Genomic DNA, 12,940 nt, shown 5'->3' with positions numbered 1-12,940 from the left:
CACTTCAGGCAATTGTTTTTATTGGGATTAAAAGGCAAACAGGGGGCCGCGGCACGATCAGAAATCGCGCATTTGCCGGATCCAGGGGGACTGGTCCCGCAAAGCCTTGGGAAGACGCTCAACCGCCCTCCGGGCCTCTTCACGGGAGCTGAAGTTGCCATAGAAGCCAACAAACCAGTCCTGTTCCTGCCTCTTGGTATGGGTGTAACGAATACCTGGGACAGACTGGTACCGGTCAATAAGGCTCAAAACAGTTTGCTCGCGATTGCCGGCGATCAGCTGAACGGCCCAGCCCTCGCGGCCCTTAACCTCGTCAAGACTGATAAAATGAGACGGTCTTGAGGGTGAAAACTCTGGCTCTGGCTCTNGCTCTGGCTCTGGCTCTGGCTCTGGCTCTGGCTCTGGCTCTGGCTCTGGCTCTGGCTCTGGCTCTGGGACAGGCTGTGCCTCGGGCGCCTCCACCGTCAACCCGGCGGAAGGCTCCAGCGGCTCCGCTACCGGATCGATGGCCTCTGGCTCGGGATTATCGGGCCCGATGGTTATGCTCCTGCGGACGGTTTCCGGCTCGGTGACTGCCTGCCCCCTGGCTACGGAGTCATTGTACTGCTGAGCAACGAGCCACCAGGAGCCTGCCAGAAGCACCAACGCCAGCGCTGGCCATCGGAGGTTGAGCGCTACGGGAAATGATCGTCCGCGTCCGCTCCCACTTCCGGACGAGGTCATGTCCATCCACACCGCTGGCGTCACACGCTTCAGCCGTGAAAAGCTTCCCTGGCTGAGACTATGTATTCGCGACAGCCTGGCGGGCGCCAACAGAGCCTTGGCATCGCCGCCCGCTCGATGAATTCTGGGTGCCAGATAGGCTGCAATCTCTTCTTTGTTGAGGGGGCGAAGATGGATCTGATGCACCCTGTCACCATCACCCGAAAGCCCCAACATCTCAATCAGTTGGGCACTGCCACTGAATACCGGCACGGCGGCGGCCGAGCGATCAGCAGACTCGAAAGCCGCCAACAACAGCCTGACAACCTCCGCAGGCGCCCGATCCGCGTCGTCAACAAGCAGGACCATGCGCTGACCTTTACGGGCCCTGCTCTCTGACCAGCGAAAGAAGCCGTACACCGAGTCACGGACGCCCTCACCCGGCGTCAGCCCCTTGTGGGCTATGGCAAGTAATGCGCGGGCAAGCGACTGGGTGCTGGTCAGTGCGGCGGCGGGAAGCCGGTGAAAATCCAGGCGGGAAGATTCACTTCTGACCAACTCGGCCAGTAACCGGCTTTTCCCGGCACCCGCCTCGCCCGTCAGCAAAAGTGCAAGGTCACCAAACCCACAGAGGTGGCGAAGTGTTTCCAGAGCATGGTGACGGGACGCATCCGGGAAAAACGGCGTTTCCATGTCCAGGGGGTCTGCCTTTAATCCGTACCTTTCCTGCAACCGCGGAAAAAGGCCACCGCCATCAAGACTGTTAAGCCCCTGATCTGTCACTGTCATTCCCTTTGGGCGCCCCTGTGTGAGCGACTCTGGATTCGATTGCAATTCAGCCGTTCACGCCTTCTGAGGCCACGCAGAAGGCCCGCAGTGTTGCATCCAGCTGCGATACGTCTACCTGATCCGTCACCACGGCGTCCCCCAGAGCCCTGAGCAGAACCAGCCGCAGCGAGCCGTCGACATTTTTCTTGTCCACTGCCATCAGGCGACGGAAATCGTCCGGCGTCATTCCTTCCGGCGCCCTGGCGGGAAGGCTCGCGCGGTCAATAATACGTACCGCCCTGGTGCGATCTTCTTCGCTGATCATTCCCTGACGCAGGGAAAGATCGGCCGCCATCATCATGCCCGCCCCCACAGCCTCGCCGTGCAGCCAGTTTCCATAACCGGCGAAGGTTTCAATGGCATGACCAAAGGTATGCCCAAGATTGAGGATGGCTCTGACACCCCCTTCTCTCTCATCAAGGGCAACAACATCAGCCTTGCAGGCGCAGGACCGATAGATGGCCTCTACAAGAGCCGCGGTTTGCAGTTCAACGAGCGAGGCGATTTCCCGCTCTAGCCAGCCGAGAAATTCGGTATCCCGGATCAATCCATACTTGATGACTTCCGCAAGGCCAGCTGAAACTTCCCGGGACGGGAGCGTTTTCAGGGAATCCGTATCAATCAGCACCACTTCCGGCTGATGAAAGGCCCCAATCATGTTCTTGCCGAGGGGATGATTGATGCCTGTTTTGCCACCAACTGAAGAATCGACCTGTGACAGCAAAGTGGTGGGCATCTGTATAAAGGGCACACCTCGCTGGTAAGAGGCCGCAGCAAACCCGGTCATATCACCTACTACGCCACCGCCCAATGCTACCAGGGTGGTTTTTCGCGAATGGCGTTTTTCCAGCAAACCGTCAAATATAAGGTTCAGTGTTTGCCAATCCTTGTATTTCTCACCATCCGGCAGTACCACAGTGTCTACCTGCCTGCCGGGGAAGCAGGCCTTTGCGGACTCAAGATACAGGGGCGCGACCGTCTCGTTGGTCACAATCATTACCTGGCTTCCCTGAACGAAGGGGGTCAGGTCGTAACTCCCGAGCAGTCCCTGCCCAATGATAATCGGATAGGTTCTCTCGCCCAGATCAACGGTTAGCTCCCGCACTGAGTTACGCATGATTTCTGCCTTCCTTCCGTATCTGTCTTTGGTGCCGCGGCGTTTTGGGATTGATGCGGTTCACCAGCTGTCGCACCACCAGCCTCGGACTTTTACGATCAGTAAACATCACGATATCGGCAAGTTCGGTATAAATCGGGTCGCGGATGGCAAACAGGTTCCTGAGGACGGTTTCCGGGTCATCGTTCTGCAGTAGGGGACGATTTCTGTCCCGCCGGGTTCTTTCCACCTGCTGCTCAATCGAGGTTTTAAGGTATACCACGGCCGCATCCCGCTTCAGGAGGGCGTGGTTTTCCTCGCGCATGATGGCCCCGCCACCGGTTGCGAGAACCGTTTGTGGATGTTCCGATAACTCCGCCAGCATGGCAGTTTCACGCTGCCGAAAACCGTCTTCGCCCTCGACATCAAAAATCCAGGGGATATTCGCCCCGCAACGCTCCTCGATGATCCGGTCGGAATCCAGAAAACGATAGCCCAGCTCTCTGGCCAGCATGCGACCAATTGTGCTTTTGCCTGCCCCCATCGGGCCTACCAGGACAATTCGTTTTGGCAAGGACATAACTTCCGCTCATCTGTGTTCAGGCGGGTGAGAATAGCACAGGGTACCGTTTTCCATAAGTTTGGGAAAACCAACGGCCAAAAAAAACCGCCGCCCGGAGGCAGCGGTTTTTCTTGATTGCGACCGGATTACTGAATCAGATCGCTCTTGATGATCTTCGGTGTGATGAAGATCAGTAGTTCGCTGCGCTCATCGATTTTTTCCGTGCGCTTGAACAAACGTCCCAGGTAAGGAATATCACCAAGGAAAGGCGTCTTGGTCGTGGTGGTCGAAACCTCTGACTGGAAGATGCCGCCAAGCACTACCGTTTCGCCATTTCCAACCAGAACCTGGGTGGTTACCGAGTTGGTGTTGATCGCAGGAATGCCCGCCGTCACTTCGCCACGGGAGTCCTGGTTAACCACCAGGTCCATGATAATCTTGTCATCCGGGGTGATCTGCGGCGTCACTTCCAGTGACAGCGCAGCTTCCTTGAACGAGACCGAGGTTGCACCACTGGATGATGCCTCCTGGTAAGGAATCTCTTCGCCGGACTTGATCGAAGCAGTCTGTCGGTCAGCGGTTACCACGCGGGGCTGGGAAACCACTTCCGCCCGGCCATCACTCTCAAACGCCGAGAGTTCAAGGTCGATCAGCAAGTCGGTACCAATGTAGCCAAACGCCACCGAGGAAGAGTTTGCGCGAGTAACTCCCAGATCAACATTGAGATCAGAGGGGAAGGTTAGAGGATTACCATTGGTGTTGATGCTGCCCAATGTGCCTTGGGATCCACCAACCACGAAATCATCAGTGCCGCCATCAGCAGTCCCACGGCCTTGCGCGCCCCAACGAACACCCAGTTCTTCAGCCAGATTGTTCTGAGCACGAACGATACGCGCTTCAATCGAAACCTGACGCACCGCCACGTCCCAGGTTGCCACCAGTCGCCGGATCTGCTCCAGTTTCTCCGTGGTTTCCCGCACACTGATTGTGTTGGTGCGAGGGTCCGAGGACACAAATCCGCGGGATGAAATAAGCTCTTCGTCTGCCTTGATGAGCTCGACGATATCTGCCGCTCTGGCGTAATTGACCTGAATGATATCGAGGCGAACCGGCGCCAGCTCCGCAATCTGTTTACTGGTTTCCAGCTCAAGCCTTTCCCGGGCTGCAATCTCATCCGCTGGCGCAACCAGAAGCACATTGCCAATCTGGCGCTTATCCAGCCCCTGGGTTTTCAGAATCAGGTCCAAAGCCTGGTCCCAAGGGACGTTCTGAAGCCGCAAGGTGATGCTGCCATCGACTGTATCACTGGCCACCAGATTGAGACCGGTGAAGTCAGCGATCAGCTGCAATACCGATCGAACCTCAATGTCCTGGAAGTTAAGAGACAGCTTCTCGCCCGTGTAAGGGAACTTCTCCTCCCGGCGGGACTCGGCCTCTTCCTCAGTTAGCTTTTCAACGCTGACTGTAAACCGGGAACCAGACTGGTAGGCAATATAGTCGTAGTTGCCTTGCGGCCGGATTTCGACAACCGCATTACCATCCTCTGTGAAGGTGTCAATACGGTTCACCGGCGTTGCGAAGTCGGTCACATCGAGTCGGCGGCGGAGGTTGTCCGGGACACTGGTGCCATCCATCGTCAAACGAATTCGACCGCCCAGCTCAGAAAGATCAACCGGTGTTGTGGGGCTGCCAAGATCCACGATTACTCGGCCCTCACCATTCTCGCCCCTACGGAAATCCACACCCTCAAGGCTGTCTTCAGGTGCAGAAGAAGACGAGTCGGACTGCCCGTAAGATACTGAGGAGGTCGCAGTCGACGCCGGGGGCTCTCCCGCACTATCAGCGCCGATGGTCACAACCAGACTGTTCTGGTTGCGGACTGTCTGGTAGGGAGTCAATTCCGCGAGGTTGAAGATCAGCCGGGTACGATCCTTGGTTTCAACCACCGTCATGCTCTGGGCATTTCCGGAGCCCAGGGATATGTTGCGGCTGTCGAGCCCGCTGGTGGTGTCCCGAAGATCCACTGCGATCCGCGCCGGCCGCTCTATGGTGTAACCACTCGGTTCCGGTGGCTCACCGTCAAACTGTAGCGTCACTTCGACCCGGTCCCCGGATAGCGACGAAAACGACACGTCTTCCAGCGTGACCGCATTGGCCAGCCCGGACAACAACCCAAAAGCAATCACGCCGACGTATACATTGAGTTTTCTGAACATCGCTAGCCTCGACCCCAAACTTTTTTGTTCATGCATGTTTCTTTGAATAGTCATACTGCCGCTCCTTAGCCTTCATTCTCGTCAAGCGAAAGCGAGCGTGGACGCTCGACCCATCCGCCCCGGCCATTGGGAACGATCTCGATCAGTTCTACCCGGGTTTCGTTAACACCGATAATCCGTCCATAGTTCTGCCCCATGTAGTTACCCGTGCGCACCCTGTGAATACCGCCGGTGTTGTCCCTGATCAGGGCAAACAGGCTTCCTGAGGTATCACTCAGGGTCCCCACCATGGTGAGCTCCTTCAGATCAAAGTTCTCGAGGACTTCTCTTGGCCGATCCAGATCCGGCTCGACATCGCTCACCGGATCCTGGTCAACCATAGTGAGCTGAACGTCGATGGGTGGCTCAAAGGGCGCCCTGCGATCCGCCGCCGAATAACTGAAAGCCTCGTATGCCTTGAACTCCGGCAAAGGCTCCACGTATCCACGGGGCTTGGCCCGCGTGTCTGCCATAAACTGATCCAGATCGGAAAACCCGTTTCCCTGGGAACACGCCGTCAGAAAAGACACCAGACAAATACCCATCCAGGCTTTTGCCGCATGCTGTTTCACCATGCTCATTCTCCAGCCCGGTAGCGGTAGGTGCGCGCAAGAACCTGCATGTTGAGCTGCTCTCCATCACCGCCAGTTGGTGTTATCGTCAAATCGTGCAACGTCACGATACGCGGCAGGCTTGCCACGCTGCTGACGAAACTCGCCAGCTCATGGTAAGTCCCGGTTACCCGGATATTGATCGGAAGTTCCGCATAGAAGTCCCGTTGCTGTTCACCCTGAAGTTTGACTTCTTCCAGGTCCAGACCATTGCCCAATGCCGTATTGGTTATGTCCTCGAGCAGCCCCGGCACTTCGGTTTCGCTGGGAAGCTGTCTCACCAGGGCACCGAAGGTCTCTTCCATTTCTTCCATCTGGGCCTTGAAGACTTCAAGGTTGGCAACCTGGTAGGCCTTGTCCTCGTAGCGCTTACGAAGCTCCTGCTCGGTGTTTTCGACCCTTTCCAACTGGGCGTACTGGTCCTTGATAAAGAACCAGTAGCCACCGCCGAGAATCAGCCCGAACACGATGAGGACGACAATGGCCTTGATGGGCGCCGGCCAGATGCCGGCGTTGTTGACGTCCAGATCGTTGATATCAAATTCATTGAGACTTTTAAGTGAGTCCGCGAGGCTCATTACTTATCCTCCCCTTCGGGCTCTGGTGTTTGTTGTTGAACCGACAGGTTGAACTGGCTGTAACCGGCACGCGCGTTGTCGGCCGAAGCGACGTTCGAGAGATTGGGATCGGTAAACCAGTCGGAATCCTCAAAGCGCCTCATCAGCGACGATATGCGGCTGTTCGACTCCGACATGCCGACAATGTCCACGCGCTCTGCGTTTTTCTTGAGATTGGTGTAGTACAGACCGTCGGGAAGTGTGCGAACCAGCTCATCGAACACCCGCACAATGACCGGGCGCTTGCCTTGCAGGTCCTGAATCACCTGCATACGGGAAAGCAGCTCGTCACGCTTGCGCTTGAGGTTCTCGATTTCCTTGATCTGCTTGTCGAGCTGCCTGGTTGCGGTCTCGATGTAGGCGTTCCTGGACTCCTGGTAGGCGATACGGTTGTCCATATCCGTCTTCCAGAGAAAAGCCAGGCCGCCAGCAATGATCGCCGCACCCAGAATCATGACCACGAACTGTTTCTGTTTCTCTGCGCGGAGTTCTTCGCGCCAGGGCCTGAGGTTGATCTTTGCCATCAGTCAAAGCTCCTCATTGCCAGCCCGCAGGCGATCATCAGTGAAGGGGCATCGTTGCTCAACGCCGATGCATTCACCCGGGAGCCAACGGCCATATCTGCAAACGGGTTTGCAACCAGCGTTGGCGTGCCTGTCTTTTCCTCAACCATTTCTGTCAGCCCCTGGATAGATGCCGTACCGCCAGCCAGGACCACATAGTCGACCGCATTGTACTGACTTGCACCGAAGAAGAACTGGAGTGCCCGGGCTACCTGCTGGACAACCGCTTCACGGAAGGGCATCAGCACCTCGGATTCATAGTCGTCCGGAAGACCTCCCTGCTTCTTGGCAAGGCCCGCCTCTTCCAGAGACAGCCCGTAGCGACGCTGGATTTCTTCGGTAAGCTGCTTGCCCCCAAAGATCTGTTCGCGGGTGTAGACCGTCTTACCCTCCGCCAGCACACTGAGCGTGGTCATGGTTGCCCCCACATCAACGATGGCGACCACCAGCTCCTCGCCCTGGGAATCGAGTTGAGGCTCGATCAGATCAAAAGCGCGCTCAAGCGCGTAGGCTTCGACATCCACAATCCTGGTGGTCAGCCCGGCAATCTCGAGGGCATCTTCACGGATATCGACGTTCTCCTTTCTGCAAGCTGCAAGCAGAACGTCGACCTGATCAGGATTGGTTTCAGACGGCCCCTGGACCTCGAAGTCGATGGCCACTTCGTCCAAGGGGTACGGGATGTACTGATCAGCCTCAAGGGTGATCTGATCTTCCATCTCGAACTCGTTAAGACCACCATCCATCTGGATCAGCTTGGTAATAACGGCAGAGCCAGAGACAGCCACAGCGACCTGTTTGACGCTTGTGCGGGACTTGGATGCGACGCGCTTGAGTACCTCACCCACCGCCTCAACATCCGTGATGTTTTTTTCTACGACAGCGTTTGCCGGCAACGGCTCGACCGCGTAGCTCTCGACCTTATAGCGGTCGCCCTGCTTTGACAGCTCCAGAAGCTTGACCGAGCTGGAACTGATATCCACACCCAAGACAGCACTGGATTTCTTTCCGAACAATCCGAACACGCGCTCACCCTATACCTGGTTACATGCACCGGGTTATGAAAACTCCTGACGGAGTTCTTTCATATGTGTTTTTTATTTAAGAGAATTTCTTCAGTTTTCCGTCTACAATGCGTTTTCTTCTTTAATTGGGACATTGTACCCGGGAAGTGGCTCGCCCTTCCTAAAGCAATTTCTCAAATGATAGACCTATATCCAACTGTTGTCAGAAAAAAATGTCTCATCTACTGCGTACATCTCGCCTGTTTGCATGGCTCTTTCTCACTGGATTCAGTCTCGCCACAATCGTGGCATCAGGATTTTATCTGTATCTTCGTCCGGGGCTACCTCCTGTTGACCAGCTCCTGGACATCAAGCTGCAGACCCCTCTGCGGGTGTACAGCGCAGACGACAGATTAATAGCAGAATTCGGTGAAAAGAGAAGGGCACCGGTCACAATCGAACAGATCCCTACAATCCAGTTACATGCCTTCCTGGCGGCTGAAGATGCCCGTTTTTACGAACACTTCGGGGTCGACTTCAAAGGCCTGATGCGGGCTGCCATCGAACTGGTCTCCACCGGAGAGATCCAGTCGGGGGGCAGCACCATCACAATGCAGGTTGCAAAAAATTACTTTTTGTCACGCGACCGGACCTTTATCCGCAAGTTCAACGAAATACTTCTGGCTCTTCAGATCGAGCGTGAACTGGATAAAGATCGCATTCTTGAGCTTTACCTCAACAAGATTTACCTCGGCAATCGCGCCTACGGCATTGCCGCCGCCGCCCAGGTGTATTACGACAAGTCAGTAGCTGAACTCTCTCTGGCCCAGATGGCCATGCTGGCCGGCCTGCCAAAGGCTCCCTCCGCCTACAACCCCCTTGCCGACCCTGCTCGCGCAAAAATTCGCAGGAACTGGATACTGGGCCGCATGCGGGATTTGGGATACATAACGCCTGACGCCTACGAGCTGGCATCGGCAGCGCCGCTGACAGCAAGCTTCAACGCCGCTTCCACAGAGGTAGACGCCGACTACGTGGCGGAAATGGCGCGCGCAGACATGGTACGACGATTCGGAGATGCGGCCTATACCGATGGCTATTCCGTGCAGCTGACCGTGGACAGTGAAAAGCAGCGCGAAGCTACCGTGGCGTTACGGAAAGGCCTTGAAGAGTACGATCGGCGCCATGGCTTCCGCGGCCCCATCGGCCAGGTTGGTGAAGACGAGCTGGCCCCGGACAACCTCGATAACCTGATGGCCAATTACCCTCAGGTGGCAGAGCTTGTTCCTGCGGTTGTAACCAACGTAAGGGACCAAGACGGCGAAGTCGATCTTCATGCCCGCGGGCTCGGTGAGTCAGTCATGGCCTTCAGCACCATGACCTGGGCCAAGCGCTACAAGACCGAAAACCTGACCGGCCCTGAACCGGAAAAGCCTTCCGATGTCGTCGCACCGGGCGATATCGTTTACGTCAAACCCATGGTCATCATGACCCCTGAGCAGCAGACCGGAGAGAACACAGAGGATTCGGAAAACGAAGGGGAACGGCGCGTCGCTGAGATCCCGGACGTCAGGCGAGTGGCCCTGTCACAGGTTCCCCGAGTTCAGGGTGCACTGATATCACTTGACGCCAAAACCGGGGCCATTGAGGCTCTTGCCGGCGGCTACAGTTTCAGCCAGAACAAGTACAACCGGGCGACCCAGGCCAAAAGACAGCCCGGCTCAACCTTCAAGCCGTTTCTCTATCTGAGCGCGCTTGAACAGGGAATGACGCCGGCAACAATCTATAACGACGCACCGATTGTGTTTGACGACTCCGAGCTGGAGACCACTTGGCGCCCGCAAAACTCCTCCGGACAGTTTTACGGCCCCACCCGCCTGCGGGAAGCCCTGTATCGGTCCAGAAACCTGGTTTCCGTCCGCCTGCTGAGGGATCTGGGGGTACAGAACACCATTGATTACCTGGATCAACTGCAGATTCCCACGGAAGACATGCAGAAAGACCTGTCCCTGTCACTGGGAAGTGGCTTGCTGACCCCCATGGATCTGGCTCGGGGGTTTGCGGTCATCGCCAACGGCGGTTATGACGTTGACCCCTATCTCGTCAGCAGCATCACCGATGTCAATGACAAGAAGGTGTTCGAGGCGCCTGAGGTCATTCTTTGCGATAGCAACTGCGAGCGGGTGCAAGAGGAAATCAACGAAGAAGATCGCAATGCCCGCGTCGCCAGAAGACTCGCGGACGAGCGCTCGGTGTATATCCTCCACTCCATGATGCGGGACGTTATCAGACTGGGCACGGGCAGACGGGCCCTGGCGCTGGGAAGGGATGACATCAGTGGCAAGACCGGCACCACCAACGAGCAGCGAGACACCTGGTTTGGCGGCTTCAACCACGATATAGCCACGACGGTGTGGGTCGGTTTTGATCAACCACAGCCGCTTGGGCGCCGCGAGTTCGGCGCGAGCACAGCGCTGCCGGCCTGGCTTGATTACATGGAGGTCGCCCTCGAGGGCCAGCCTTCCTCGTTGATGGCAAGGCCCAATGGCATCGTGAACATCCGCATCGACCCGGAAACCGGTAAGCGCGCGCGTCCCGGGCAGGAAGGTGCAATGTTCGAACTGTTCAAAGAAGAGGATGCCCCACCACTACTCCCCCCCCAGGATGAGTCAGGTGGCGGCAGTGAAAACAGCGAAGACGGAGGTCTCTCCAGACAGATCTTCTGACCGCCCTGCAGGCCCTTCTCGGGACCACAAAAAAACCGGCGGGTTTCACACCGCCGGTTTTTTTGTGCCTGAAGCCTGGAGTCGTTATATCAGATGATATCGTCCATGGACTTAAGCGGGTAATGCGCCGGGTAGCCGTTGCGCGCAACACCCGAATCAACGGCAGCTCGCGCAACCGCGGCTGGAACAACTTCCAGCAGCCGCACATCCATCGGCTTGGGAATGATGTATTCGCGGCCAAACTCGAAGCTTGCAACGTCATAGGCTTCACAGATTTCCTGCGGAACCGGCTCTTTGGCCAGTTCGCGAATCGCGTGAACCGCCGCCACTTTCATTTCTTCGTTGATCGCCGTTGCCCGTACGTCCAATGCACCCCGGAAGATAAACGGGAAGCCCAGAACGTTGTTTACCTGGTTGGGGTAATCGGAGCGACCAGTTGCCATAATCAGGTCATCACGGGCAGCCAGGGCCAACTCGGGGGAGATCTCCGGATCCGGGTTGGAACAGGCGAACACGATCGGGTTCGGCGCCATCAGCTTGAGCTGATCAACTGTCACCAGATCCGGACCAGAGAGACCCAGGAACACATCCGCGCCGTCCATCGCATCGTCAAGCGTGCGCTTGTCGGTGTCATTGGCAAACATGGCCTTGTACTGGTTCAGGTCATCACGCCCAGAGTGGATTACGCCCTTGCGATCGAGCATGAAAATGTTCTCTGAGCGAACCCCACAGCTGATCAGCAGCTTCATGCAGGCAATCGCCGCGGCACCGGCGCCCAGGCATACAACCTTCGCTTCCTCGATCTTCTTGCCCTGAAGCTCAAGAGCATTGATCATGCCGGCTGCCGTTACAATGGCGGTGCCGTGCTGGTCATCGTGGAAGATGGGTACGCTGCAGCTCTCGATCAGGGCACGTTCGATTTCAAAACACTCAGGCGCCTTGATGTCCTCGAGGTTGATGCCACCGAAGGTATCGGCAATCCGCTCAACCGTTTCGATAAACGCCTGCGGGCTTTCGGAATTGACCTCGATATCAAACACATCAATTCCGGCAAAGCGCTTGAACAGTACGCCTTTGCCTTCCATGACCGGTTTGCTCGCCAGAGGACCGAGATTACCCAGGCCAAGAATAGCGGAACCGTCAGAAATAACGGCTACCAGGTTACCCTTGCCGGTGTATTTGTAGGCATTTTCGGGGTCCTTCGCGATCTCGCGGACCGGCTCGGCAACCCCGGGGCTGTACGCCAGAGAAAGGTCGCGGGAGGTTTTGGTGGGCTTGGTGATTTCAACACTCAGCTTACCAGGCCGCGGCTTGGCGTGATATTCAAGGGCTGCTTCTTTCAGATCTTGAGACATTGCCACTGTTCCGTTTGTCACGTTGTAAGAGGTAAAAGCCACCGGGCCTTGCCCAGCGGAGCGCGACATTATGGCGCGAAGGTCAGTATCAGACAAGGCCCGGCCGGTCATTTCTCGATCAGTCAATAAGCCTTTTTGCGTACACACGTGCAAAAAAGGGGGTTCACCAGGACAATCTCCGGACACAAAAAAAGCGCCTCGAAGGACGCTTTTTTTGAAGCCGGTGTGTAGATCAGCTTTTCTTGCCGCCGATACGACCACCGAAACGCTTCTGGAAGCGATCGATACGGCCACCGGTATCCATGACTTTCTGCTTGCCAGTGTAAAACGGATGACACTGGGAACACACATCGAGCTGCAGATCATGGGTATAGGTCGAGCGTGTTTTGAATTCGTTACCGCATGAACAGGTAACGTTGATTTCTTCGTACTTGGGGTGAATACCTTCTCTCATGGCGAACCTCGGTCGGGTCATGCCGCTACCAGATCACGGGAACTGTAAACGCTCCAGGTGTCGGGCACCGCATGTTTGAATCAATTGACAAGACGGGGCACAATCATGCCCTGCCGGAAACAGACCGCGAATCTTACTTGCAATTGTGGTATCAGGCAAGCCCCGAA

At 56.4% G+C, this 12,940-nt stretch carries 11 protein-coding genes; 1 reads left to right on the top strand and 10 read right to left on the bottom strand.

The features are described from left to right. Positions 1–57 precede the first annotated feature (57 nt). The 8 genes from DIT71_RS15735 to DIT71_RS15700 all read right to left on the bottom strand — a co-directional run bounded on the left by DIT71_RS15735 (position 58) and on the right by DIT71_RS15700 (position 8,259). Positions 58–1,395, bottom strand: coding sequence for an AAA family ATPase (locus DIT71_RS15735; RefSeq protein WP_114614229.1), 1,338 nt, complete (start codon positions 1,393–1,395; stop codon positions 58–60). 142 nt (positions 1,396–1,537) lie between these two features. After that, on the bottom strand, positions 1,538–2,647 hold the full coding sequence (aroB, locus tag DIT71_RS15730) for a 3-dehydroquinate synthase (RefSeq protein WP_114614180.1): 1,110 nt from the start codon (positions 2,645–2,647) through the stop codon (positions 1,538–1,540). Further along, on the bottom strand, positions 2,640–3,206 hold the full coding sequence (gene aroK, locus DIT71_RS15725) for a shikimate kinase AroK (RefSeq protein WP_114614179.1): 567 nt from the start codon (positions 3,204–3,206) through the stop codon (positions 2,640–2,642). The genes aroB and aroK overlap by 8 nt, the downstream gene beginning before the upstream one ends. A 128-nt stretch (positions 3,207–3,334) precedes the next feature. Continuing rightward, on the bottom strand, positions 3,335–5,404 hold the full coding sequence (pilQ, locus tag DIT71_RS15720; RefSeq protein ID WP_114614178.1) for a type IV pilus secretin PilQ: 2,070 nt from the start codon (positions 5,402–5,404) through the stop codon (positions 3,335–3,337). A 65-nt stretch (positions 5,405–5,469) separates the two neighbouring features. After that, on the bottom strand, positions 5,470–6,018 hold the full coding sequence (locus DIT71_RS15715; RefSeq protein ID WP_114614177.1) for a pilus assembly protein PilP: 549 nt from the start codon (positions 6,016–6,018) through the stop codon (positions 5,470–5,472). Positions 6,019–6,020: 2 nt separating this feature from the next. Beyond that, entirely contained in the window at positions 6,021–6,632 is a 612-nt protein-coding gene (locus tag DIT71_RS15710) for a type IV pilus inner membrane component PilO (RefSeq protein ID WP_114614176.1), read from the bottom strand. Continuing rightward, a complete protein-coding gene (locus tag DIT71_RS15705) occupies positions 6,632–7,195 on the bottom strand; it encodes a PilN domain-containing protein (RefSeq protein WP_114614175.1) in 564 nt (187 codons plus the stop codon). Before DIT71_RS15705 ends, DIT71_RS15710 begins: the two co-directional genes overlap by 1 nt. Continuing rightward, a complete protein-coding gene (locus DIT71_RS15700; RefSeq protein WP_114614174.1) occupies positions 7,195–8,259 on the bottom strand; it encodes a pilus assembly protein PilM in 1,065 nt (354 codons plus the stop codon). Before DIT71_RS15700 ends, DIT71_RS15705 begins: the two co-directional genes overlap by 1 nt. Before the next feature lie 212 nt (positions 8,260–8,471). On the opposite strand from DIT71_RS15700, the gene DIT71_RS15695 reads away from it, so the two are divergent. Next, a complete protein-coding gene (locus tag DIT71_RS15695; RefSeq protein ID WP_114614173.1) occupies positions 8,472–10,964 on the top strand; it encodes a penicillin-binding protein 1A in 2,493 nt (830 codons plus the stop codon). A gap of 89 nt (positions 10,965–11,053) precedes the next feature. On the opposite strand, the gene DIT71_RS15690 is transcribed toward DIT71_RS15695, so the two are convergent. Together DIT71_RS15690 and rpmE are read right to left on the bottom strand one after the other, a co-directional pair. Continuing rightward, entirely contained in the window at positions 11,054–12,319 is a 1,266-nt protein-coding gene (locus DIT71_RS15690) for a malic enzyme-like NAD(P)-binding protein (RefSeq protein WP_114614172.1), read from the bottom strand. A 232-nt stretch (positions 12,320–12,551) separates the two neighbouring features. Next, positions 12,552–12,773: a 50S ribosomal protein L31 gene (gene rpmE, locus DIT71_RS15685; protein ID WP_114614228.1), complete on the bottom strand. Its 222-nt coding sequence runs from the start codon at positions 12,771–12,773 to the stop codon at positions 12,552–12,554. Positions 12,774–12,940 lie beyond the last annotated feature (167 nt).

The sequence above is a fragment of the Marinobacter vulgaris genome, from assembly GCF_003344045.1.
GTDB lineage: Bacteria > Pseudomonadota > Gammaproteobacteria > Pseudomonadales > Oleiphilaceae > Marinobacter > Marinobacter vulgaris.
Note: the sequence above shows the minus strand (reverse complement) of the source record. Positions and strands in the feature narration are given on the sequence as shown.

Excerpts from the sequence above, each read along its gene's own strand:
- pilQ (WP_114614178.1), bottom strand. The coding sequence starts at position 5,404 with ATGTTCAGAAAACTCAATGTATACGTCGGCGTGATTGCTTTTGGGTTG.
- aroK (WP_114614179.1), bottom strand. The coding sequence starts at position 3,206 with ATGTCCTTGCCAAAACGAATTGTCCTGGTAGGCCCGATGGGGGCAGGC.
- DIT71_RS15695 (WP_114614173.1), top strand. The coding sequence starts at position 8,472 with ATGTCTCATCTACTGCGTACATCTCGCCTGTTTGCATGGCTCTTTCTC.
- DIT71_RS15715 (WP_114614177.1), bottom strand. The coding sequence starts at position 6,018 with ATGGTGAAACAGCATGCGGCAAAAGCCTGGATGGGTATTTGTCTGGTG.
- aroB (WP_114614180.1), bottom strand. The coding sequence starts at position 2,647 with ATGCGTAACTCAGTGCGGGAGCTAACCGTTGATCTGGGCGAGAGAACC.
- DIT71_RS15690 (WP_114614172.1), bottom strand. The coding sequence starts at position 12,319 with ATGTCTCAAGATCTGAAAGAAGCAGCCCTTGAATATCACGCCAAGCCG.
- DIT71_RS15705 (WP_114614175.1), bottom strand. The coding sequence starts at position 7,195 with ATGGCAAAGATCAACCTCAGGCCCTGGCGCGAAGAACTCCGCGCAGAG.
- rpmE (WP_114614228.1), bottom strand. The coding sequence starts at position 12,773 with ATGAGAGAAGGTATTCACCCCAAGTACGAAGAAATCAACGTTACCTGT.
- DIT71_RS15710 (WP_114614176.1), bottom strand. The coding sequence starts at position 6,632 with ATGAGCCTCGCGGACTCACTTAAAAGTCTCAATGAATTTGATATCAAC.